Annotated in this window: 19 protein-coding genes; 14 read left to right on the plus strand and 5 right to left on the minus strand. The window is 64.3% G+C overall.

Translation table 11 applies throughout. The annotated features are described in order from the left end of the window. Window positions 1–512: 512 nt before the first annotated feature. The 11 genes from SB822_RS47070 (at window position 513) to SB822_RS47120 (ending at window position 9105) form a co-directional block, all read left to right on the plus strand. Entirely contained in the window at window positions 513–1241 is a 729-nt protein-coding gene (locus tag SB822_RS47070) for a YebC/PmpR family DNA-binding transcriptional regulator (protein ID WP_410857919.1), read from the plus strand. Between the two features lie 274 nt (window positions 1242–1515). Further along, window positions 1516–2799 carry a phosphoribosylamine--glycine ligase gene (gene purD, locus SB822_RS47075; protein ID WP_007744181.1) on the plus strand — a complete coding sequence of 428 codons (1284 nt, stop codon included), beginning with the start codon at window positions 1516–1518 and terminating at the stop codon, window positions 2797–2799. A gap of 279 nt (window positions 2800–3078) precedes the next feature. After that, window positions 3079–4011: an oxygen-dependent coproporphyrinogen oxidase gene (gene hemF / locus SB822_RS47080; protein ID WP_007744180.1), complete on the plus strand. Its 933-nt coding sequence runs from the start codon at window positions 3079–3081 to the stop codon at window positions 4009–4011. 51 nt (window positions 4012–4062) lie between these two features. After that, window positions 4063–4803: a nicotinate-nucleotide adenylyltransferase gene (locus SB822_RS47085; protein WP_410857935.1), complete on the plus strand. Its 741-nt coding sequence runs from the start codon at window positions 4063–4065 to the stop codon at window positions 4801–4803. A gap of 2 nt (window positions 4804–4805) precedes the next feature. Then, window positions 4806–5264 carry a ribosome silencing factor gene (gene rsfS, locus SB822_RS47090; RefSeq protein WP_007583434.1) on the plus strand — a complete coding sequence of 153 codons (459 nt, stop codon included), beginning with the start codon at window positions 4806–4808 and terminating at the stop codon, window positions 5262–5264. 70 nt (window positions 5265–5334) lie between these two features. Next, window positions 5335–5805 (plus strand): 23S rRNA (pseudouridine(1915)-N(3))-methyltransferase RlmH, encoded by a 471-nt coding sequence (gene rlmH, locus SB822_RS47095; RefSeq protein WP_007583432.1) that lies wholly within the window; start codon window positions 5335–5337, stop codon window positions 5803–5805. A gap of 160 nt (window positions 5806–5965) precedes the next feature. Then, window positions 5966–6592, plus strand: coding sequence for a Maf family protein (locus SB822_RS47100; protein WP_410857920.1), 627 nt, complete (start codon window positions 5966–5968; stop codon window positions 6590–6592). Window positions 6593–6601: 9 nt separating this feature from the next. Next, window positions 6602–8071, plus strand: coding sequence for a ribonuclease G (gene rng, locus SB822_RS47105; protein ID WP_007583428.1), 1470 nt, complete (start codon window positions 6602–6604; stop codon window positions 8069–8071). Window positions 8072–8147: 76 nt separating this feature from the next. Continuing rightward, a complete protein-coding gene (locus tag SB822_RS47110) occupies window positions 8148–8336 on the plus strand; it encodes a hypothetical protein (protein ID WP_410857921.1) in 189 nt (62 codons plus the stop codon). A 182-nt stretch (window positions 8337–8518) separates the two neighbouring features. Continuing rightward, a complete protein-coding gene (locus SB822_RS47115; RefSeq protein WP_007744176.1) occupies window positions 8519–8689 on the plus strand; it encodes a hypothetical protein in 171 nt (56 codons plus the stop codon). Between the two features lie 119 nt (window positions 8690–8808). Next, window positions 8809–9105, plus strand: a complete 297-nt coding sequence (locus SB822_RS47120; RefSeq protein ID WP_007583423.1) for a hypothetical protein — start codon at window positions 8809–8811, stop codon at window positions 9103–9105. Window positions 9106–9142: 37 nt separating this feature from the next. Here the strand turns inward: SB822_RS47120 and SB822_RS47125 are convergent, their stop codons facing one another. The 3 genes from SB822_RS47125 to msbA all read right to left on the minus strand — a co-directional run bounded on the left by SB822_RS47125 (window position 9143) and on the right by msbA (window position 13511). Beyond that, window positions 9143–10399 carry an O-antigen ligase family protein gene (locus tag SB822_RS47125; RefSeq protein WP_410857922.1) on the minus strand — a complete coding sequence of 419 codons (1257 nt, stop codon included), beginning with the start codon at window positions 10397–10399 and terminating at the stop codon, window positions 9143–9145. A 235-nt stretch (window positions 10400–10634) separates the two neighbouring features. Then, window positions 10635–11648, minus strand: coding sequence for a glycosyltransferase family 4 protein (locus SB822_RS47130; protein ID WP_410857923.1), 1014 nt, complete (start codon window positions 11646–11648; stop codon window positions 10635–10637). Window positions 11649–11717: 69 nt separating this feature from the next. After that, entirely contained in the window at window positions 11718–13511 is a 1794-nt protein-coding gene (msbA, locus tag SB822_RS47135; RefSeq protein ID WP_007744171.1) for a lipid A export permease/ATP-binding protein MsbA, read from the minus strand. 315 nt (window positions 13512–13826) lie between these two features. On the opposite strand from msbA, the gene SB822_RS47140 reads away from it, so the two are divergent. Then, entirely contained in the window at window positions 13827–14594 is a 768-nt protein-coding gene (locus tag SB822_RS47140) for a glycosyltransferase family 2 protein (RefSeq protein ID WP_410857924.1), read from the plus strand. A gap of 45 nt (window positions 14595–14639) precedes the next feature. Here the strand turns inward: SB822_RS47140 and dnaE are convergent, their stop codons facing one another. Further along, window positions 14640–18209 (minus strand): DNA polymerase III subunit alpha, encoded by a 3570-nt coding sequence (dnaE, locus tag SB822_RS47145; protein ID WP_410857925.1) that lies wholly within the window; start codon window positions 18207–18209, stop codon window positions 14640–14642. Between the two features lie 284 nt (window positions 18210–18493). Here dnaE and SB822_RS47150 point away from each other — a divergent pair, with 284 nt between their 5' ends. Together SB822_RS47150 and gluQRS are read left to right on the plus strand one after the other, a co-directional pair. After that, a complete protein-coding gene (locus SB822_RS47150) occupies window positions 18494–19369 on the plus strand; it encodes a sulfurtransferase (protein ID WP_410857926.1) in 876 nt (291 codons plus the stop codon). An 83-nt stretch (window positions 19370–19452) separates the two neighbouring features. Next, complete coding sequence (gene gluQRS, locus SB822_RS47155; RefSeq protein ID WP_410857927.1) at window positions 19453–20343, plus strand: tRNA glutamyl-Q(34) synthetase GluQRS; 891 nt, start codon at window positions 19453–19455, stop codon at window positions 20341–20343. A gap of 105 nt (window positions 20344–20448) precedes the next feature. On the opposite strand, the gene SB822_RS47160 is transcribed toward gluQRS, so the two are convergent. Further along, complete coding sequence (locus SB822_RS47160) at window positions 20449–21909, minus strand: DEAD/DEAH box helicase (protein WP_007583409.1); 1461 nt, start codon at window positions 21907–21909, stop codon at window positions 20449–20451. Between the last annotated feature and the right edge of the window lie 407 nt (window positions 21910–22316).

A 22316-nucleotide genomic window follows, 5' to 3' on the forward strand; every position in this document is an offset into this window, starting at 1 on the left:
GTTCGGGTGAGGCGACAACTAGCCTGACATGGAGGGCGGCAAAGAAAAGTAGGTGCCGCCCCGCACAGGGGCGACGCCTGAAACACGAAGGCATAGCGCGGATGCCAGCGAAAAGCACAAGCAAACCAAACCACCCGCGCCGCGAACGCTCACCCCCGGATGCCAGCAAAGGCCCAAGCAAACCACCCCAGCGTCGCAGACAAAACCAAAAACCCAAAACCAAACCCAAACCCCATGGCCCCTGCGGCCACCCCCGCCCATGATAAAATCTCGGTCTGCCCACCGAACGGGCGGCACACCCACCACCGGCATTGCGATGGCCGATTCCGTCGATCTTTCGACGCTGGCACAGCGTCATCCCCGACACGCCGCCGCTCAGGCGCGGAAGCCACAGCATTCCAGGGTGCGACCAGACTGACATCGGGGCGCGAGCGCACATCCGCCACGCCCGACAAACGCAACGACAATTGCACAATGCGTGCGCCCCGCTGGCGCGCGCGACGGAGAAAGGTATGGCGGGTCATTCGAAATGGGCCAACATCAAGCATAAGAAAGCAGCAGCCGATGCCAAGAAGGGCAAGGTCTGGACGCGGCTCATCAAGGAAATCCAGGTCGCGGCCCGCATGGGCGGCGGCGATATCGACTCGAACCCGCGCCTGCGGCTCGCCGTCGACAAGGCGTATGACGCCAACATGCCGAAGGACAATATCAACCGCGCGATCCAGCGTGGCGTCGGCGGCGTCGATGGCGCGAGCTATGAAGAAATCCGCTACGAAGGCTACGGCATCGGCGGCGCAGCCATCATCGTCGACACGATGACGGACAACCGCACCCGCACCGTCGCGGAAGTGCGCCACGCGTTCTCGAAGTTCGGCGGCAACATGGGCACGGACGGCTCGGTGTCGTTCATGTTCGATCACGTCGGCCAGTTCCTGTTCGCGCCCGGCACGCCGGAAGACAAGCTGATGGAAGCCGCCCTCGAAGCGGGCGCCGACGACGTCGTCACGAACGATGACGGCAGCATCGAAGTGGTCTGCCCGCCGAACGACTTCCCGAAGGTCAAGTCCGCGCTCGAAGCAGCCGGCTTCAAGGCCGAAGTCGCGGAAGTGACAATGAAGCCGCAAACGGAAGTCGAATTCACCGGTGACGACGCCGTCAAGATGCAAAAGCTGCTCGACGCGCTGGAAAATCTGGACGACGTGCAAGAGGTCTACACGAACGCGGCCATCGCCGACGAGTGAGGCGGCAAGTGAGCGCGCCGCCCCGATCAGGGTTCCCGTCCCGGTTCCCTTCAATGACGGGGCAGTCGCTGCGCTCCTTCCTGCGCTCGTCGCGCGAGCGTTCGTGCATTAACACGGGCGCGTCGTTCGCTGCGTATTTCTCTGCTTTTACCGCCACATGGCCCGGCTTTGTGGCCTGTCTCACAGGCAACGCGTTTGCGTTGTGCGAAGGTAGATATCCACGGCTCGCGCCGCTGCGCGGGCCGTTCACGGTTTTTAGCATTCGGGGAATCACATGAAGTTACTCGTCGTCGGTTCCGGCGGTCGCGAGCATGCGCTCGCATGGAAGCTCGCGCAGTCGCCACGCGTGCAGCTCGTCTATGTCGCGCCTGGCAACGGCGGCACCGCGCAGGACGACCGTCTGCTCAACATCGGCATCACCGATCCGAACGCGCTCGCCGACTTCGTCGAGAAAGAGCAGATCGCGTTCACGCTGGTCGGCCCGGAGCAGCCGCTCGCGGCGGGGATCGTCAACATCTTCCGCGCGCGCGGTCTGAAAATCTTCGGCCCGACGAAGGAAGCGGCGCAGCTCGAAAGCTCGAAGGACTTCGCGAAGGCGTTCATGAAGCGCCACGCGATCCCGACAGCGGAATACGAGACCTTCTCGGACGTGGCTGCCGCGCACGCCTACATCGACGCCAAGGGCGCGCCCATCGTCATCAAGGCCGACGGCCTCGCGGCCGGCAAGGGCGTGGTCGTCGCGCAGACGCTCGACGAAGCGCACCACGCCGTCGACATGATGCTGTCGGACAACAAGCTCGGCGATGCGGGCGCACGCGTCGTGATCGAAGAGTTCCTTTCCGGCGAGGAAGCGAGCTTCATCGTGATGGTGGACGGCATTAACGTGCTGGCGCTGGCGTCGAGCCAGGACCACAAACGCCTGCTGGACGGCGATCAGGGCCCGAACACGGGCGGCATGGGTGCCTATTCGCCCGCGCCCATCGTCACGCCGCAGCTGCATGCCCGCGTGATGCGCGAAATCATCCTGCCGACCGTGCGCGGTATGGAGAAGGAAGGCATCCGCTTCACCGGCTTCCTGTACGCCGGTCTGATGATCGACGCACAAGGCAACCCGAAAACGCTCGAATTCAACTGCCGGATGGGCGACCCGGAAACGCAGCCGATCATGGCGCGCCTGAAGGGCGACTTCTCGAAGGTCGTCGAGCAGGCGATCGCGGGCACGCTGGATACGGTGGAACTGGAATGGGACCGCCGCACGGCGCTGGGCGTCGTGCTGGCCGCGCACAACTATCCGGAAACGCCGCGCAAGGGCGACTTCATCAGCGGCATTCCCGTCGAGACGGCGGACGCGGTGACGTTCCATGCGGGCACGGCGCTGGCGGACGGCAAGCTGACGACGACGGGCGGCCGTGTGCTGTGCGTCGTCGGACTGGCCGACTCGGTGCGCAGCGCCCAGTCGGTCGCGTATGAGGCGATCAACCATATTTCGTTCGACGGCATGCAGTATCGCCGCGACATCGGTTATCGCGCGGCCAACCGCAAGCACGGCCAGGGCTGACGCTTTCCGCGCGAAAGCGCTTTCCGGCGCGGCGTTCGGGCACTCGTCCCGAACACATGACATGGCCCTCCGGGGCCAGTTGACCACGCCGGCGCTACACTTGGGTATGCCGGCAGAGGTTCGCGGCTGCAGGCAGCGAAGCGCGCCCGGCCGCTGGCGGGCGGCGGCAACCGTCAGGACGCAAGCCGCCAACGTCCCCGCTGCGATCGCATCGCGCCCAACCTGTCCGATTAAGACCCGACCGCGCCAGCGTTCTGAACCTGCCGCGCCCCACACACCATGACTGATTCGATTCACGACGCCCACGATACCCAGACCGTCCGCAGCTGGATGCAAGGCCTGCAGGCGCGGATCGCCGACGCGCTTGGCGCATTCGACGGCACGCCGCTCGCGACCGATAGCTGGCAGCGCGCGCCCGGCGAAAAGCTGCGCGGCGGCGGCTGCACGCGCATTCTGGAAGACGGCCAGTTCTTCGAGCGCGCGGGCATCGGCTTCTCGGATGTGCAAGGCGACGCGCTGCCCGGCTCGGCCAGCGCGCTGCGCCCGCAACTGGCGGGGCGCGGATTCGAGGCGATGGGCGTGTCGCTGGTGCTGCACCCGCGCAACCCGTACTGCCCGACCGTCCACATGAACGTGCGGCTGCTCGTCGCGACGAAAGCAGGCGAAGCGCCCGTGTTCTGGTTCGGCGGCGGCATGGATCTGACGCCCTACTACGGCTTTGAAGAGGACGCGCAGCATTTTCACCGCGTCTGCCGCGACGCGCTGCAACCGTACGGCGACGATCTGTACCCGCGCTTCAAGCGCTGGTGCGACGACTATTTTTTCCTGAAGCACCGCAACGAGCCGCGCGGCATCGGCGGGATTTTCTTCGACGACTACGCGGAGCCCGGCTTCGAGCAGTCGTTCGCGATGGTCAGGAGCGTCGGCGATGCGTTTCTGGACGCCTATCTGCCCATCATCGAAAAACGCCGCGACATGCCGTATGGCGACGCCCAGCGCGACTTCCAGGCCTACCGGCGCGGCCGGTACGTCGAGTTCAACCTCGTCTTCGACCGTGGCACACTGTTCGGGCTGCAAAGCGGCGGCCGCACGGAATCGATCCTGATGTCGATGCCGCCTGTCGTAAACTGGCGCTACAACTGGCAGCCCGAGCCGGGCACGCCGGAAGCGCGCCTGACCAGCGACTTTCTCGTGCCGCGCGAGTGGGTCTGACGCGCCCCGTCGCGCGCTACCCGCTTCTACTGAAAGGCAAAGGAACCGCAACTGAATCCGACCGCTCAATCCGTCGCACCTCAACGGGCATTGCGCCGACGTATCGGCATACTCGGCGGCACGTTCGACCCGATCCACGACGGCCACCTCGCGCTCGCGCGACGTTTCGCCGATGCGCTCGATCTGACCGAACTCGTGCTGATGCCGGCGGGCCAGCCGTGGCAGAAGGCGGACGTATCGGCGGCCGAAGACCGGCTCGCGATGACGCGCGCGGCCGCCGCGTCGCTGACCCTGCGGGGTGTGACCGTCAGCGTCGCCACGGATGAAATCGAGCACGATGGCCCTACTTATACGGTCGAAACGCTGCGGCGCTGGCGCGAGCGCGAAGGCGCGGACGCGTCGATCTCGCTTCTGATCGGCGCCGACCAGCTCGTGCGGCTCGACACGTGGCGCGACTGGCAGCGCCTGTTCGACTATGCACATATCGCCGCCGCGACACGCCCGGGCTTCGACGTAACGGCCGTGCCGGCCCCCGTCGCGGCAGCGATCGCGCAGCGCGCGGCGAAAGCCGGCACGCTGCAGGCAACACCCGCCGGGCATTTGCTGATCGACACGTCGCTTGCGTTCGACGTGTCGGCCACCGACATCCGCGCGCACCTGCGCGCGTGGTTCGAAAACGATGCGGACGCCTCTGCAAGCGGCGCTGCCGGCCACGGCCAGTCCGCACCAAATCATGTCCCCACTGCTGTGTGGGACTATATTGTTCAACATCACCTGTACCAACATCGGTAACCATGGATATACGCAAGCTGCAACGCGCGATCGTCGACGCACTCGAAGACGTGAAAGCGCAAGACATCAAGGTGTTCAACACCAGCCACCTCACTGAACTGTTCGACCGCGTGATCGTCGCGAGCGGCACGTCGAACCGCCAGACCAAAGCGCTCGCGTCGAGCGTGCGCGAAAAGGTCAAGGAAGCGGGCGGCGACATCATCAGCACCGAGGGCGAAGACATCGGCGAATGGGTGCTGGTTGACTGCGGCGACGCCGTCGTACACATCCTTCAGCCGGCCCTGCGCCAGTACTACAACCTCGAAGAGATCTGGGGCGACAAGCCGGTGCGCGTGAAGCTGTCGACGCCGAACCCGTTCGGCGGCGCCCGTCCGTCCGAGCCGCTCGACGACGAGGACGAAGACGAAGAAGCACCCGTCGCGCGTCCCGCACGCAAGGCACCTGCCCGCCGCCGCTCGTGAGCGTGCCGCTGTCCACGACAGGGTTTGCGCCTGCCGCTACGGGCGGCGCTGACCGGGCGCGAGGCTGACGATGAAACTGCATATCGTCGCGGTTGGCCACAAGATGCCGGACTGGATCGCCACGGGCTTCGACGAGTACGCGAAGCGCATGCCGCCCGAGCTGCGCATCGAACTGCGCGAGCTCAAGCCCGAGCAGCGTTCGTCGGGCCGCTCCGCCGAAAGCGTAATGGCCGCCGAGCGCCAGAAAATCGAAGCCGCGTTGCCTAAGAACGCGCGCATCGTCGCGCTCGATGAACGCGGCAAGGACTGGACCACGATGCAGCTCGCCAACGCCCTGCCCTCGTGGCAACAGGACGGGCGCGACGTTGCGTTTCTGATCGGCGGTGCGGACGGGCTCGACCCCGAGCTGAAGGCGCGCGCGGACATGCTGCTGCGCCTGTCGAGCCTCACGCTGCCGCACGCGATGGTCCGTGTGCTGCTTGCCGAGCAACTGTATCGCGCGTGGACCATCACGCAGAATCATCCGTATCATCGGGCCTGAACTCCGGGTCTGAACACGCCTTCATCTTCCGGCCGTCTCTCACCGTGCACAACCTGGCCGAATGGCCAGGTTGTGCCGTCGACACCATCTGTTACGCTCAACGCTTTCGTCGGCTTGCGCCTTTGCCGAGCTGCGTCTCCCGTTTTTTTGAAGCCGATCCATGTCCAATCAGTCCGCTGTCTTTCCGTTCGTCTATCTCGCGTCGCAAAGCCCGCGCCGCCAGGAGTTGCTCACGCAACTGGGCGTGCGCTTCGAGCTGCTGCTGCCGCGCCCCGATGAAGACGCGGAAGCGCTCGAAGCCGAGTTACCCGGCGAGCGAGCGCACGGCTACGTGATGCGTGTGTGCATCGCGAAGGCGCGTGCGGCGCGCGCGCGGCTCGTCGCGGGCGGCCACGCGAACGCGCCCATTCTGGTTGCCGACACAACCGTCACGATCGACGATGCGATTCTCGGCAAGCCGATCGATGCCGACGATGCCGTCGCCATGCTCATGCGGCTCGCGGGCCGCGATCATGAAGTGCTGACGTCCGTGGCCGTCGTCGATGCACATGGCGAACTGCTCGCGCCCGCGCTATCGGTATCGCGAGTGCGCTTTGCTGCAGTGCAAAGCGATGCGCTGGGCCGCTACGCAGCAAGCGGCGAGCCGCTCGGCAAGGCGGGCGCGTATGGGATTCAGGGGCGCGCGGCGGAGTTTATCGAGCATATCGACGGGTCCTATTCAGGTATCATGGGTTTGCCATTGTTTGAAACCGCTGCCCTTCTACGTGCGGCGCGCATCGACTTCTAAAACAACACCATGAACGAAGAAATCCTGATTAACGTAACGCCGCAGGAGACGCGCGTTGCGTTGGTCCAGCAGGGCGCAGTGCAGGAGCTTCACGTCGAACGCACGCTGTCGCGCGGGCGCGTCGGCAATGTCTATCTCGGCAAGGTGGTGCGCGTGCTGCCGGGCATGCAGTCCGCGTTTATCGATATCGGTCTGGAGCGCGCTGCGTTTCTGCACGTCGCCGATATCTGGCATCCGCGACTCGCGGGCGAACCGCAGCAGCAGGTGCCGCATCAACCCATCGAGAAGATCGTCTTCGAAGGACAATCGCTGATGGTCCAGGTAGTCAAGGACCCGATCGGCACGAAAGGCGCACGGCTATCCACGCAGGTGAGCATCGCCGGGCGCACGCTCGTCTATCTGCCGCAGGAACCGCATATCGGCATTTCGCAAAAGATCGAAAGCGAAGCCGAGCGCGAGGCCGTGCGTGCGCGGCTGACATCGGTGTTGCCCGTCGACGAGAAAGGCGGCTACATCGTGCGCACCATCGCCGAAGACGCGACGAGCGAAGAACTGGCCGGTGACGTCGCGTATCTGCGCAAGACATGGGCGACCATACTTTCGCAGGGGCAGCGCATGCCGCCCACGAGCCTGCTCTATCAGGACTTGAATCTCGCGCAGCGCGTGCTGCGCGACTTCGTCAATGACGAGACCACGCGCATTCAGGTTGATTCGCGCGAGACGTATCAGATGCTCGCGGAATTCGCGGCCGAGTTCACGCCCGCTGTGTCGTCGAAGCTGCATCACTACACGGGTGAGCGTCCCCTCTTCGATCTGTACAACATCGAGACGGAAATCCAGCGCGCGCTGTCAAGGCGTGTCGATCTGAAGTCGGGCGGCTATCTGGTGATCGACCAGACTGAAGCGATGACGACCATCGATGTGAACACGGGCGGCTACGTCGGCGCGCGCAATTTCGACGACACGATCTTCAAGACCAATCTCGAAGCGGCGCATACGATCGCGCGTCAGTTGCGGCTGCGCAATCTCGGCGGCGTGATCATCATCGACTTCATCGATATGGAGAACGTCGAGCATCGCGATCAGGTGCTCAACGAACTGAAGAAGGCACTGTCGCGCGACCGCACGCGCGTGACGGTCAACGGGTTCTCGCAACTCGGGCTAGTCGAGATGACGAGAAAGCGCACGCGTGAGTCGCTTGCGCATGTGTTGTGCGAGCCGTGCCCTATTTGCCAGGGCAAGGGGCAGGTGAAGACGGCGCGTACCGTGTGCTATGACGTGCTGCGGGAAATTCTGCGTGAGTCGCGCCAGTTCAATCCGCGTGAGTTTCGCGTGGTCGCATCGCAGCAGGTGATCGATCTGTTTCTCGAAGAAGAATCGCAACATCTGGCCATGCTGATGGATTTCATCGGCAAGCCGGTTTCGTTGCAGGTTGAGTCGAATCTGAGTCAGGAGCAGTACGATATTGTGCTGATGTAATTCGCCACCCTCTCCCGCACACGTCTGATGGCACGCCGTTTGCTGTTAGAGCACCACACCGCACGCGGGAGGCGACATGCGCTCCGAACAATACGAATACAACGACGATCAGACAGCTCTACCTAACCCTTGCTACGACGGGCTTTACCGCCCGGCGTCACCCGAGGAAAGAGCGCTACCGAAGCGCTCGGCGGCGGGCCTGCTGACCTTCAGCATCGCATGGCTTTTCGGCCTCGAAGCGCTGCTTTCCGACGACGAAAACTGACTCACCAAGGCAACCCGCATCGCGAGGCCATACGAAATTTCAATGACTTTCGTGTAGAGGTTACAGAGATTGATCGGGCGCGGTGTCCCGAAGGTGTGTGGGGCCTGACGAAACCGCCGCCCGCCCTGTTCCGGCAAATCAACTAGACTTTCGATATGCAGTTGCAATAGACGGAGGCAGCCATGGCTGAATCAATGGTTGGCATCGTGGTCGGCATCGTCGTGCTGGCGGTCATCGCGACGCTGCTGTCGCATCAGTTGCGGCGCGAGCATCACGTGCATCACATCCGCGACGGAACGTCGGGCCGCTACGACGGGCATCGCTGGTGGGAACGCCTGCGCCACCGGCACTGAACCCCTTTCCCCGCCACATTAAATAGCGCCGCGCGCCGCGGCGCACGACACACGGCAAGCGTGGACGTCGCCCATCATCGTCAGGCCGCCGACGCCCCGCCGCCCGCACGGAGGCAACCATGCCCGACGAGGCCGCAACCCTGAACTGGCAAAAAGTCGACTATGAAGGCTTCGAGATTCACGTCGCGCCGTCACTGAAAGACGGCAGCGAACGCTACACGTATGTCGGCTACGTGTGCCATCCCGGCGCCGACCCGAAATCGCCCGGTCACACGGTGACGTTTCACGCGGACGGCGAAGAGTCGTTCAAGACACTCGACGATGCGACCTATGAAGCCGTGCACGTCGGCAAGAGCATCGTCGAAGGCACGCATCCGGATCTGTCGGTGCTGTCGCTGGTGACGAGCGGCGTCTGAGCCAGGTCGAACTCGTCTTACTGTCCTAGAGGCGCTCCTACGCCTGCGAAGGCGCGCCTCTACGGCAACTCAAGAAAATGCCGATGAGGAAGATAAACAGATTGCCTTCGGTAAAGTTGAGCAACAGCGAGTTCGCAAAGCATCCGATCGTAAAAGCGAACAGATAAGCGAACACGATCGTGCGCGCAGGCTCGCTCAATTCGATCGCTGTCCGACCGATCTGCACGAGCAGGAACACGAATAGCGCAATGCCGACAGCGCCCAGCTGAATGCCCATCAGCAGAAATTCGTTGTGCGGATTGCCCGCCGTGGCCGCGGCGGCGCCCGTGTTGTTGCGCGCGTACGCGTCGAACTCGTCCTGCACGGTACCCACGCCGTGGCCGATGATCGGGCGCTCGGCCAACAATTCGAGGCTGCGCCGGTAGAACACGATCCGCACGCCCATCGACGTGTTCTTGTTCGACGTTTCGTATGCGCTGATTTCGTCGTTCGTCTCCGCGAGCCGCGAACCGTGCGAATGCAGCGCCGCGTACACGAGACCGCCCGCAATGGCCACCAGCACCACGCCGCTCCCCCACCGCACCCACGGATTCACGCCGCGCAGCGACGTAAAGTACGTCACGACGTAAATCAGGATGAAGAGAATCGCGATGATCTGCCCCGTGCGCCCCTGCATCATCAGCAGCACGTTGACGATGGCCAGCAGCGCGACGACATAGAGCGCCATCTTCGCGGCCCGCGCGCGCGCCTGCTTCGCGAAGTTCAGCGCCAGATAGAACAGCAGCGCCATCATGATGCCCGCGGCGATATGGTCCTTGAAGACCCACGCCCTGCGGATCGGATCGGTATTCGAGTGCCACGAGCCAATGGACGTCCAGCCGAAGTAATTCGAGCATGACAACAGCAGCAAAAGCGTCAACGCGCTGAACAGCGCCCACTTCGCAGCCGTCGTCCACGCGGTCGTGCGGCAATCGCGGAACGTCAGGATCAGCAGCGGCAGATAGATCAGCTTGCGGTACTTCATCAGGAAGTCCAGCGCATGCACGCGATCCGCCGTCGTCCACGCAAGGCTCAGCGTCAGCACGGCGACGAGCAGCAGCGCCGCGACGCTCACCCGGTCGGTGAACAGCGAGCGCCAGTTGCGCCACACTTCGGGCGACAGCAGCGCGCACACCGCAAACAGCGTCGCCGCGATATTGACGCCCGCCGTCGACAACGGCACCGCAAACAGCGCGATGAGCGCGAAACTTCGCGCAAGGATCAGGGGATACGAATCTCTTGTAGCGTGTTGCATGTATGCTTCAACTCTCATTGACGAAATGCGCTCGCGTAGCCTCGGACCAAGGGCTCGCTGCGTCGATGGCCCGGTTTTCGTCGGCCGGTGCCTTTTGTTGATCTTTGCTGATCCTGCCTGCTTCTGCCTGCGTCCGTGCCCGGCTACGGGTCACGCCATTGCCATCATCTCATGCCCACCATGCGATTTGGTTTCACGCCTGCGCGCCATGCAAGCGGCGGTAAGGCGCGGAAAGTCATCGCGTGGCGCCGCGCAGATAGAACGCGGTGCGTGCGTCGAGCGCCTCTGGGGAATACAGTTTCTCGACCGTCCTGCGCGCAGCGGCGCCGATCCTGGCTCGCAACGCCGGCTGCGCGATCAGTTCAGAAAGTATCGCCAGCGCTTCGTCCGACGTATCGAACAGATAGCCGTTCTCGCCATGCCGGACGACATCCGCGTAACCGCCGTGCCGGTGACACACGACGGGCAAACCGCACGCCATCGCCTCGAGCACCACGCGGCCGAACGTCTCGACGTGCTCGCCCGTACGGTAGTAGAAGATATCGAGCTCGTGCAGAAAGTCCGGCGCGGCCATTGCGCCTTCGGGCAACAGACGGATCGCGTCGTCTTGCGGCAATGCCCCCGCCAGCGTCGTCGCGCCTTGCAGCAGCAGCTTGCAGCCGCGCTCAGCGAGCGTCCTGTACACGGCGATGTCGTCGGGATGATGTTTGTCGGCCGTATCGCGGCTCAGACGGCCGATTACCGGCCGCGCGCGCGTTTCAGGCGCGCGCGGCGCAAAGCGGCCGATATCGATCGGCGACGGCTGGATCTCGCCCTTCACGCCGAGCAGTCTCGACTGAAACGCGGAAATCAGCACGAACTCGGTCGCGGGCCAGCGCAACAGCGGCGGCGGCGCCGACGTCAGTTCGAGCAGCTTCGGATGAAACGTGTTGAACACGTACACGAGCCGCTCGGGACGGCCCGCGAAATACGGCCACGCACGGTTGCGCCAATGCGCGCCGACGAACACATACGTGCCGCCGCGCGGCACGCTGGCCTTGAGCGGCGCGAGCCGGCGGATCGGATAGGCCGCCGACAGTTCGTCCGACGTCCGCGACGACGTGCTCCAGAGCTGCACGTCGCCCTTGCCGTGCAGCAGCTCGTACAGGCGCAGTGCCTCCTGCTCGCTGCCGCCGTTCGGATTGTGAAAGCCGTTGAAGATGTGAATCATGCCAACTGTCTGAATGGTCGCCGGCTGCGTCGCACGCATCGCAGCGGCGGGCGCGCCCGCGTGCGGCCCAGGGCCGCGCGGGCGTTCTATTGTGGGGTCACGCGGTCGTCACGCCGCATGCTGCTGGAACTGGATGCGATGCAGATGCGCGTACATCCCGTTCTGCGCGAGCAGCTCGCGATGGCTGCCCCGCTCGACGATGCGCCCCGCGTCGAGCACGAGGATGCGGTCCGCGCGCTCGATGGTCGACAGCCGATGCGCGATCACGAGCGTCGTGCGGCCCTTCATCAGCGTTTCGAGCGCGGCCTGCACGTGGCGCTCGGATTCGGAATCGAGCGCCGACGTGGCTTCGTCGAGAATCAGGATGGGCGCGTCCTTGTAGACCGCGCGCGCGATCGCGAGACGCTGACGCTGACCGCCCGACAGCATCATGCCGTTGTCGCCGATCAGCGTCTCGATGCCGTTCGGCATCGCCGCCACCGTGTCCCACAGATTGGCCGCATGCAAGGCCGCCTTCACGCGTTCCGCGTCCGCGGGCTGTCCGTAGGCGACGTTGTTCGCGATCGTGTCGTTAAACAGCACGACGTCCTGGCTCACCATCGCGATCTGGCTGCGCAATTCATGAATGCCGTACTCCGGCAACGCGACGCCGTCGACAAGCACCTGCCCGCCGCTCGGATCGAAGAAGCGCGGCAGCAGGTTCACCAGCGTCGTCTTACCGCTGCCCGACGGGCCGGCCAGCGCGACCATTTCGCCGGGCGCGACCTTGAACGACACGCTATCGAGCGTCTGCCGCTGCATCGGACCACTCGCGCCGTACCTGAACGACACGTCGCGGAACTCGACCTCGCCCTTCGAGCGCTCCAGTTTGAGCCCGCCGCCCGGCGGCTCCGACGGCTCGTCGATCAGTCCGAAGATCAGTTCGGCCGCCGTCATCCCGCGTTGCAACGGTTGATTCACGTCCATCAGATGCTTGAGCGGGGAAATGATCAGCAGCATCGACGTGACGAACGCGACAAAGCCGCCGACCGTCGTCTGGTCGTGCGACGACTGCACGACGGCAATCGTGATCACGACAGCGAGCGCGATCGACGCCAGAAACTGCGTCAGCGGCTGCGCAAGACCGCCCGATACCGTCATGCGCATCGAATAGCCGCGCAGCTGCTTGCTCATCTCCGTGAAGCGGTCGATCTCGTAGCGCTCGCCGTTGTGCACCTTGACGACCTTGTAGCCGCCCACCGTCTCCTCGACGATATAGGACAGCTCGTTGGTCAGCGTCTGATGCTCGCGGTTCAGGCGGCGCAGCCGGCGGTTGATCTTGCCCACCAGCCAGCCGATACCCGGCAGCAGTACCGCGACGATCAGCGTCAGGCGCCAGTTCAGATAGAACAGATAGCCGAGCAGGAACACGACCGTCAGCGAATCGCGCACGAGCGTCACCATCACGCCGATCAGCACGTTCAGGATCTGGTTGACCTCGAAGACGATCGCGTTGATGACCGTGCTGGCCGTCTCACGCTGAAAGAACGAAACACTGCTGTGAATCATCCGGTTGAACATGGTCAGCCGCAGATCCAGCAGGATGCGGTTCGACACGTAGGAAAGAAGGTAGCCCGACGCATACTGCGTGACGCCGCGCAGCAGCGCGAGGCCGATTATGGCGAGCGGCACGAACCATTTCGCGCTGTCGCTGCTGTGCGTGCCAAAGCCGTGGTCGAGCAGCGGCTTGAGCAGTGCGGGAATCCCCGCCTCGGTGGCGGCGACGACGCCCATCGTGAGGATGGCTGCGACAACGGTCCAGATGAGCGGCTTCACATACGGCCACAGCCGGCGCAGGACGACCATGGTCGACGTGGCTTCACCGGAGCCGATGGGCTTGCTTAACGTTGGCTTGGCGCTCAAGAGTTCCTCTGGGAATGCGGGCGCGCTTCACGGCACCCGTGGGCCGCCCCTCGGGCGGATTGCAAATGCGCCATTGTAAACCGTTCGGCATGCCATCCCGACGCGGCTAAATGATTGGAAATCCACGCGTTTGCAGAATTTCCCGGCGCGGCGCGGGCGAGATGTTCCGACGCGCCCGTTCGTCAACGGTTTGCGCCCTCGCCCGCTGTGCGCCACCGTGCCCCGCTGTATATACTTGCGCAACTTTCGTAGGGCGACGGTGCTTCGGCAGCAGGCTGCATGGACCGTGCGCCATCCCTCCCGGCATCGATTCGAATGACACAACCCACAATAGGCGTCGCCCTCATCACGAAGAACGCCGCGCTCCGCCTCGACGAATGCCTGCGCGCCGTCGCATTCGCCGATGAGATCGTCGTCGTCGACGGCGGCAGCACCGATCGCACCGTCGAGATCGCCCGCGCACACGGCGCGCGCGTGCTCACGCACACCGACTGGCCAGGCTTCGGCCCGCAGAAGAACCGCGCGCTGGATGCGCTCGGTACGACCTGGGTGCTGTCGATCGATGCCGACGAGATCGTCACGCCGGAACTGGCCGTGTCGATAGCGGGCGTGCTCGCCGCGCCCGCCGCGGATGTCTACGCCATCGACCGCCTGTCCGCCTTCTGCGGACATTGGGTGCGCCACAGCGGCTGGTATCCCGACTGGATTCCGCGCCTCTTCAAGCGCGGCGCCGCGCGCTTCTCCGACGACCTCATACATGAGCGGCTCGTGTTCGAGTCGCCCGCGAAGCGGCTGGAAGGCAAGCTGATGCATCACTCGTACGAAGACTTCGAGACGGTGCTGCGTAAGCTCGACGCGTATTCGACGGCGGGCGCGCAACAGCGTCATGCGACGGGTCAACGCGGCAGCTTCGGCAAAGCCGTCGCGCGAGGCGCCTGGGCGTTCGTGCGGACCTATCTGTTGCGGCGTGGGTTTCTCGACGGCCGGGCGGGTTTCATGATCGCGATGTTCAATGCGGAAACCGTGTATTACCGGTTTCTGAAGCTTGCGCAACTCGGCCGCGAGGACGCTTCGGGTCGTTGAGCGCGGGCGGTTCGGTTAATTCACGCCGCCCGCCCGTTACTGGCGTCAATACACGATCTCGATCGCGCTGCCTGAAAACTCGCTGCGCAACGCGGCGAGCAGTTCGTCCGTCGGCCTCACGCGCCACGCATCGCCAAGCCGCACCTCGCCTTCCGCATTGCCGCTGCGATAGACGATCTGCACGGCGAGGCCGTTCGGCATCGGCGCGGATGGCCGCTGCCCGCGCCCGCCAGAATCGCCATTTCCACCGAAGCCGCCACGGCCGCCGCCTCGGGCAGCGGGCGCCGGCGCGGCCACTTCCGCGTCTTCAGGCTTCGCGCGATAGGCTTCGAGCACGGAGCGCAACACCAGCGCATTCGCATTGCCGTTCATCTGCACCTTCACCGCCTGCGCGTAACGCGTGCGCGCGCGGCCGAGGTCCATCGGCGTATCGACGGTAAAGCGGATGCCGCCCGTGAACGCGTCGTTGCGCGCCTGACCTTGCACGACGAGCAGTTCGTCTTCCTTGAACAGCTGCTTGTGCGCCTCGAATTGCTCGTTGAAGACGGTCACTTCGCACTGGCCCGTGCCATCGTCGAGCAGCGCGATCAGCATCTTGCCGCGCTGGGTCATCTGCGTACGCAGCGACACGATCACGCCCGCCACCAGCTTGTCGCGCCCTTCCTTCAGTTCGCCGATCTTCTGACGCACGAAGCGGCGCACTTCGTCCTTGTAGGCGTCGAACAGATGGCCCGACAGGTAGAAGCCGAGCGCCGTCTTCTCTTCCTGCAAACGGCGCTTTTCCGGCCACGCGGGTTCGTCGATCAGTTCATGGCCTTGCGACGGCGCATCACCCATGTCGAACAGGCCCGCTTGCATCGCATTGGCGCTCGCCTGATCCGCGGCTTCCATTGCGAGCGACACCGACGCGATCAGTTGCGCGCGGTTCTCGTGCAGCGAATCGAACGCGCCTGCGCGAATCAGCGCTTCGACCGTGCGGCGATTGACGATGCGGCGATCGATCCGGTTGCAGAAATCGAAGATATCGATGAACAAACCTTCTTCGCGCGCGCGCAGGATTTCTTCGATCGCGTTCTGGCCGCTGCCCTTGATCGCGCCGAGACCGTAGCGGATCGTGCGCGAGCGCTTGCCGTCGGCTTCCGCGACCGGCTCGAAGCGGTACGCGGACATATTGATGTCGGGCGGCAGCACGGCCATCTTGTTCGCGAGGCAGTCTTCGAACAGGATCTTGACCTTGTCCGTGTCGTCCATCGCGAGCGACATATTGGCCGCCATGAATTCGGCGGGATGGTGCGCCTTGAGCCACGCGGTGTGGTACGCGAGCAGCGCATAGGCGGCCGCGTGCGACTTGTTGAAGCCGTAGCCCGCGAACTTCTCCATCAGGTCGAAGGTCTCGTCCGCTTTCTCGCGTGTCAGGCCGTTCTTCGCCGCGCCTTCCGCAAAGATCTCGCGGTGCTTCGCCATCTCCTCGGGCTTCTTCTTGCCCATCGCGCGACGCAGCAAGTCGGCGCCGCCCAGCGAATAGCCGCCGATGATCTGCGCCATCTGCATCACCTGCTCCTGGTAGACCATGATGCCGTAGGTCTCTTTCAGAACAGGCTCGACGCGCGGGTCCGGATACTCCACCACTTCGCGGCCGTGCTTACGCGCGCAGAAGCTCGGAATCAGGTCCATCGGGCCCGGACGATACAACGCCACCAGCGCGATGATGTCCTCGAAGCGGTCGGGCTGCGCGTCCTTCAGCATGCCTTGCATGCCGCGGCTTTCCAGCTGGAACACGGCGACCGTGTTCGCTTTCTTCAGGATCGAGAACGACGCGGGGTCGTCGAGCGGCACTTGCGCGAGCGACCAGTTTTCCTTCGACGGGTCGAGGCGGCGAATGTAGCGCTCGGCCCAGTCGAGAATGGTCAGCGTGGTCAGACCCAAGAAGTCGAACTTCACGAGGCCGACGGCTTCGACGTCATCCTTGTCGTACTGGCTCACGACGCCGCTTTCGTCGCCCTGCGTATAGAGCGGACAGAAGTCCGTCAGCTTGCCGGGCGCGATCAGCACGCCGCCCGCGTGCATGCCGACGTTACGCGTCAAGCCTTCTACGCGCTGCGCGAGTTCGAGCAACTGATGCACTTCGTCTTCGTTGTCGAAGCGCTCCTGCAGCAGCGGCTCTTCCTTCATCGCGTCGGCGATGGTGACGTGCTTGCCGGGCTTGAACGGAATCAGCTTGGCGACGCCGTCCGTGAACATGTAGCCGAGATCGAGCACGCGGCCGATATCGCGCACCGCCGCCTTCGCAGCCATCGTGCCGAATGTCGCGATCTGCGACACGGCGTCCGCGCCGTACTTCTCCTTCACGTACTGGATCACGCGATCGCGGCCGTGCTGGCAGAAGTCGATGTCGAAGTCGGGCATCGACACCCGCTCCGGATTCAGAAAACGTTCGAACAGCAGGTTGTAGCGCAGCGGATCGAGGTCGGTAATGCCAAGCGCGTACGCGACCAGCGAGCCCGCGCCCGAACCCCGGCCTGGCCCGACGGGCACGCCGTTGTTCTTCGCCCAGTTGATGAAGTCCGCGACGATCAGGAAGTAGCCGGGAAAGCCCATCTTGATGATCGTGCCGCATTCGAAGTCCAGCCGCGCGTAGTACGTTTCGCGCTGCGCGTCGCGTTCGGCCTGCTCCGGGAACAGTTGCTCGAGACGCTTTTCCAGCCCTTCTTTCGACAACTGCACCAGGTAGTCGTCGAGCGACATGCCGTCCGGCGTCGGGAACAGCGGCAGCTTAGGCTTGCCGAGTTCGAGCGTCAGATTGCAACGCTTCGCGATTTCGATCGTGTTCGCAACCGCGGACGGAATGTCCGCGAACAGCGCGACCATCTCGGCCTGCGTGCGGAAATACTGGTCTGTCGTGAAGCGTTTCTGGCGACGCGGATTCGCGAGCATATCGCCTTCCGAAATACACACGCGCGCTTCGTGCGCGGTGAAGTCGTCCGGCGTCATGAACTGCAGCGGATGCGTGGCGACCACGGGCAGTTTCAGCGACGCCGCGAGCGCGACCGCCTGCTGCACATACGCCTCAACGCCGGGCTGGCCGCCGCGCTGCAGTTCGATATAGAAACCGTTCGGGAAGATCGTCGCCCAGCGCTGTGCGTTGCGCTTCGCGGCTTCTTCGTTGCCCGCCGCGAGCGCCATGCCGACGTCGCCATGCTGCGCACCCGACAGCGCGAGCAGCCCTTCGCCGAGCCCGCCTTCGAGCCACGCCGGTTCCACTTCCGCGCGCCCGCGATACTGGTTCGTCAGCCACGCCTTCGACAGCAGTTCGCAAAGATTCAGGTAGCCAGTCTTGTTTTTGACCAGCAGCAGAAGTCGCGAAGGCTTGTCGCGGTCGTCGGGATTCGTGATCCAGACGTCGCAGCCGGCAATGGGTTTGACCCCTTTGCCGCGGGCTTCCTGATAGAAACGGACGAGACCGAATGCATTGCCGAGATCGGTGAGCGCGAGCGCGCCCTGACCGTCTTTGGCAGCGGAATCGACGACGTCGTCGATACGCACGATGCCATCGGCAATCGAGAATTCGGAGTGAACGCGGAGATGGACGAAGCGGGGATCTGACATGGGCGACATTGTAACCCCGGCCTCCCGAAATTTTTCGGCCGACGCGCGCCCAAACCGCCCCATTGGCCACCCGACCAGGGACCCTTACGCGCGAGCCTTTGTCAATGGCCGCGAGCACGTGACGGAGTCGGTCATCCGGCTATTTCGACGCAGGTCAATATGCCGTCTGGCGGATTGCGGGCCAACTGTCAGGATGAGGGATAATACGCGTTCGAATCCATTTTTCTGCCGTACGCGTGCTGCGCCCGCCCTTGATGCGCGCGCCGCGTATGGCGCTTTATCGCTGGACCAGCATGAATATCCTGAACCTTTCGTCCTACCAGTTCGTGTCGCTCGACAAAACCGTCGAATGGCGGCCGCTCGTCACCGCGCGTTGCGACGAACTCGGCCTGCGCGGCACCATCCTGCTCGCGCCGGAGGGCATCAACCTGTTTATCGCCGGTGACATTCCGCAAGTGCGCGAGTTCATCGACTACGTTCGCCACGATCCCCTGTTCGAAGGCAAGTTCGCCGAACTGCAATTCAAGGAAAGCCTGTCCGAGAAGCAGCCGTTTCGCCGCATGCTCGTCAAGCTCAAGCGCGAAATCATCACGATGAAAAAGCCGGCCATCCAGCCGGAACTGGGCCGCGCGCCGGCCGTCGACGCCCGCACGCTGAAGGCATGGCTCGACCGCGGCCACGACGACGCAGGCCGCCCCGTCGTGATGCTCGACACACGCAACGCGTTCGAAGTCGATGTAGGCACGTTCGATAACGCGCTCGACTATCGGATCACGAAGTTCAGCGAATTCCCCGAAGTGATCGAGCAGAACCGCGCGGACCTCGAAGGCAAGACGGTCGTGTCGTTCTGCACGGGTGGCATCCGCTGCGAGAAGGCGGCTATCCACATGAAGGAAGTCGGCATCGATAACGTCTATCAGCTCGAAGGCGGCATCCTGAAGTATTTCGAGGAAGTGGGCGGCGCGCACTACAACGGCGAGTGCTTCGTGTTCGACTATCGCACCGCGCTCGACCCGAACCTGCAGCCCACAGCCACCGTGCAATGCTTCGGCTGCCGCGCCGTCGTCATGCCGGAAGACCAGAAGTCGCCGTTCTACGTGCCGGGCAAGACCTGCGCATCCTGTCATCCGGAAACGCAGCGGCAGACCGATGCGGCGCACGCGGCGTAACCGCGTCGCGCGCATCGCGTCATCGTTGCCCGCATGAATCCGCTTCGTATGAGTCGCGCCGCTGCGGCTCGTGACACCCTCGCATGACAACCGGCAGCGAACCGTATCGCGGCCGTTTCGCGCCGTCGCCCACAGGCCCGCTGCACTTCGGCTCGCTGGTCAGCGCGCTGGCGAGCTGGCTCGATGCGCGCGCGCATCGCGGCGTGTGGCTCGTGCGCGTCGAGGACATCGACGGTCCGCGCACCGTTCCGGGCGCGGCGGAAGATATTCTCGATACACTCGCTCGCTTCGGCATGGTGGCCGACGAGCCGCCCGTCTGGCAAAGCCGGCGCATGCCGCTCTACCAGCACGCGCTCGAGCGCCTGCAGGCCAAGGGCTTCGTCTATCCGTGCGGTTGCACGCGCAAGGAAATCGCCGATTCGCTCGTGCGCGTGCACGCGCGGCACACGACCCTCGCCTATCCCGGCACCTGCCGCAACGGCCTGAACGGCAAGCCTGCGCGCGCATGGCGTCTGCGTGTGCCGGACGGTGATGCCGCCATCGTGACGTTCGACGACGGCTGGCAAAGCCAGCAGACGCAGAACCTCGCCACCGAGGTCGGCGATTTCGTCCTGCGCCGCGCGGACGATCAATGGGCATATCAACTGGCCGTCGTCGTCGACGACGCGGATCAAGGCATCACGCACATCGTGCGCGGCGCGGACCTGCTCGATTCGACCGCGCGGCAGATCTATCTGCAACAGTGTCTGGGCGTGCCGACGCCCTCTTATCTGCATGTGCCCGTCGTGACGAATGCCGACGGCGAAAAGCTCAGCAAGCAGACGGGCGCATTGGCGCTAAGCGCGACGGACCCGCTCGTCGCACTGAACGACGCGGCGCTGCATCTTGGCCTGAAGCTGACGCAAGCAGCGACGTCGCTCGATACGTTCTATGAGGAAGCGATCGCTGCCTGGTCGGAGCGCGTGAAACGCTGACGCGTCCGCCCGCGCTGACTGCAAAAAACAAACGGCGCCTGCAAAGGCGCCGTTTTCATTTAAGCCCATCGCTGTCCGCGCTACAACGCGAACAGCGGCACGACGTCAGTTCGAAGGCGTCGTCTTGCGCGGCATACCGAAACCACCCAGCAGCGCGGCGAGCGGCTGCTTCGATGCGGGCTTCTGGGGCGCGGCAGGCGCTTCATCGCGCTTGGCAGCAGCCGACACCGCCGAAGGCGACGGCTCATACGGCTTCAGGAAGAAATCGTCGACAGGTTGCTGACGATGGTGCGTCCCATGCGGACGCTCGTGCGCGCCCGTCGTGCGGCGGCGGCTGCCGCCGCGATCGTCGCGTTCGCGCCGTGGCGCGGCGCGCTCATCGTGGTGATGACGCACGGGCGTATCGACGGTCAGACGCTGCACGTCGAGCGGCCGCTTGATCAGCTTCTCGATGTCGGCAAGCTGCTTGCGCTCGTTCGGGCTGAACAGCGACAGTGCGTCGCCCGATGCGCCCGCACGGCCCGTGCGGCCGATCCGGTGCACGTAGTCTTCCGCGTTGAACGGCAGATCGAAGTTGATCACGGCGGGCAACTCGGCGATATCGAGACCGCGCGCCGCCACGTCCGTTGCGACGAGCGCTTCGATCTCACCGCGCTTGAACGCGTCGAGCGCCTGCATGCGTTCGCTCTGCGTGCGGTCGCCGTGAATCGCGGTGGCGACCACGCCGTCGCGCTCCAGCTGACGCGCAAGACGGCTCGCGCCGATCTTGCTGTTGCAGAACACGATGACCTGCTTGAGGCCGCGGTCGCGGATCAGTTTCACGACGGCGCCCGTCTTGTCGCCCTCGGCCACCTCGTAGACGATCTGCGTGACATTGGTCGCCGTCGAATTGCTGCGCGCCACTTCGATCGTCTGCGGATTGCGCAGATACGTGGACGCGAGCTTCTTGATTTCGGGCGAGAACGTCGCCGAGAACAGCAGCGTCTGACGCTCGGCGGGAAGGAGGTTCAGGATGCGCTGCAAGTCGGGCAGGAAGCCCATGTCGAGCATCCGGTCGGCTTCGTCGAGCACGAGAATCTGCACCTGCCCGAGATTGGCCGTCTTCTGCTGCACGTGGTCGAGCAGGCGTCCCGGCGTCGCGATCAGGATTTCGACGCCGCGCCGCAGTTCCGCCGATTGCGGATTCATGTCGACGCCGCCGAACACGACGGCGCTGCGCAGCGACGTGTGTTTGGCGTACGCCTGCACGTTCGCGGCGACCTGGTCGGCGAGTTCGCGTGTCGGCGTGAGGATCAGCGCGCGGACCGGGTGGCGGGCCGGCGACGCGCTCGTGCTGGCGAGCGGCAGCAGACGCTGGATGATCGGCAGCGAAAAGCCCGCCGTCTTACCCGTCCCGGTCTGCGCGGCGCCCATCACGTCCCGGCCGCCCAGTACAACAGGGATCGCCTCGGCCTGGATCGGCGTCGGCGTCGTGTAGCCCTGTTCCGCGATGGCTTTGAGAATGTCGGCATGCAGGCCGAACTGGTCGAAGGTCGCGTTGGTAGGCGTGGTTGCTGTGTCGGACATGGTGGCTTTCGCTAAAAATGCGCCTGCGCTTTGCCGCTTGCGCGTTGCCAAAGGCGGCCGCGGGGGCGTCCGCTCAGATTATTTCTGCAGCTTCTTCTGCAGCGGCCGCGGCCGCGGAGGGCGTCAGGACATCAGGATGAAGGCGGAGCCACGGCGTTCCGCACAAGGCCCGAACTCGCGTCGGCATATAGCAGCGAGTGTCGGTAAACATGCGGCCGGCTCCGGCCGGCGGAAACATCCGCCGGAAAGGGCGGTATTGTAGCACTTCGGCACTAATACCCATGGCGCGTGCGCGGAGTTTCTGCTTATCGCTCCCGCGCCGTCACGAAAACGGCACATTTCAAGCAGGGACGGACCATAGCCGACGCGGGCAGCGTAGACGCGCAACGAGTCAATCTGGTGACAGC

The organism is Paraburkholderia sp. SIMBA_054 (genome assembly GCF_046534875.1).
Classification (GTDB): domain Bacteria; phylum Pseudomonadota; class Gammaproteobacteria; order Burkholderiales; family Burkholderiaceae; genus Paraburkholderia; species Paraburkholderia hospita.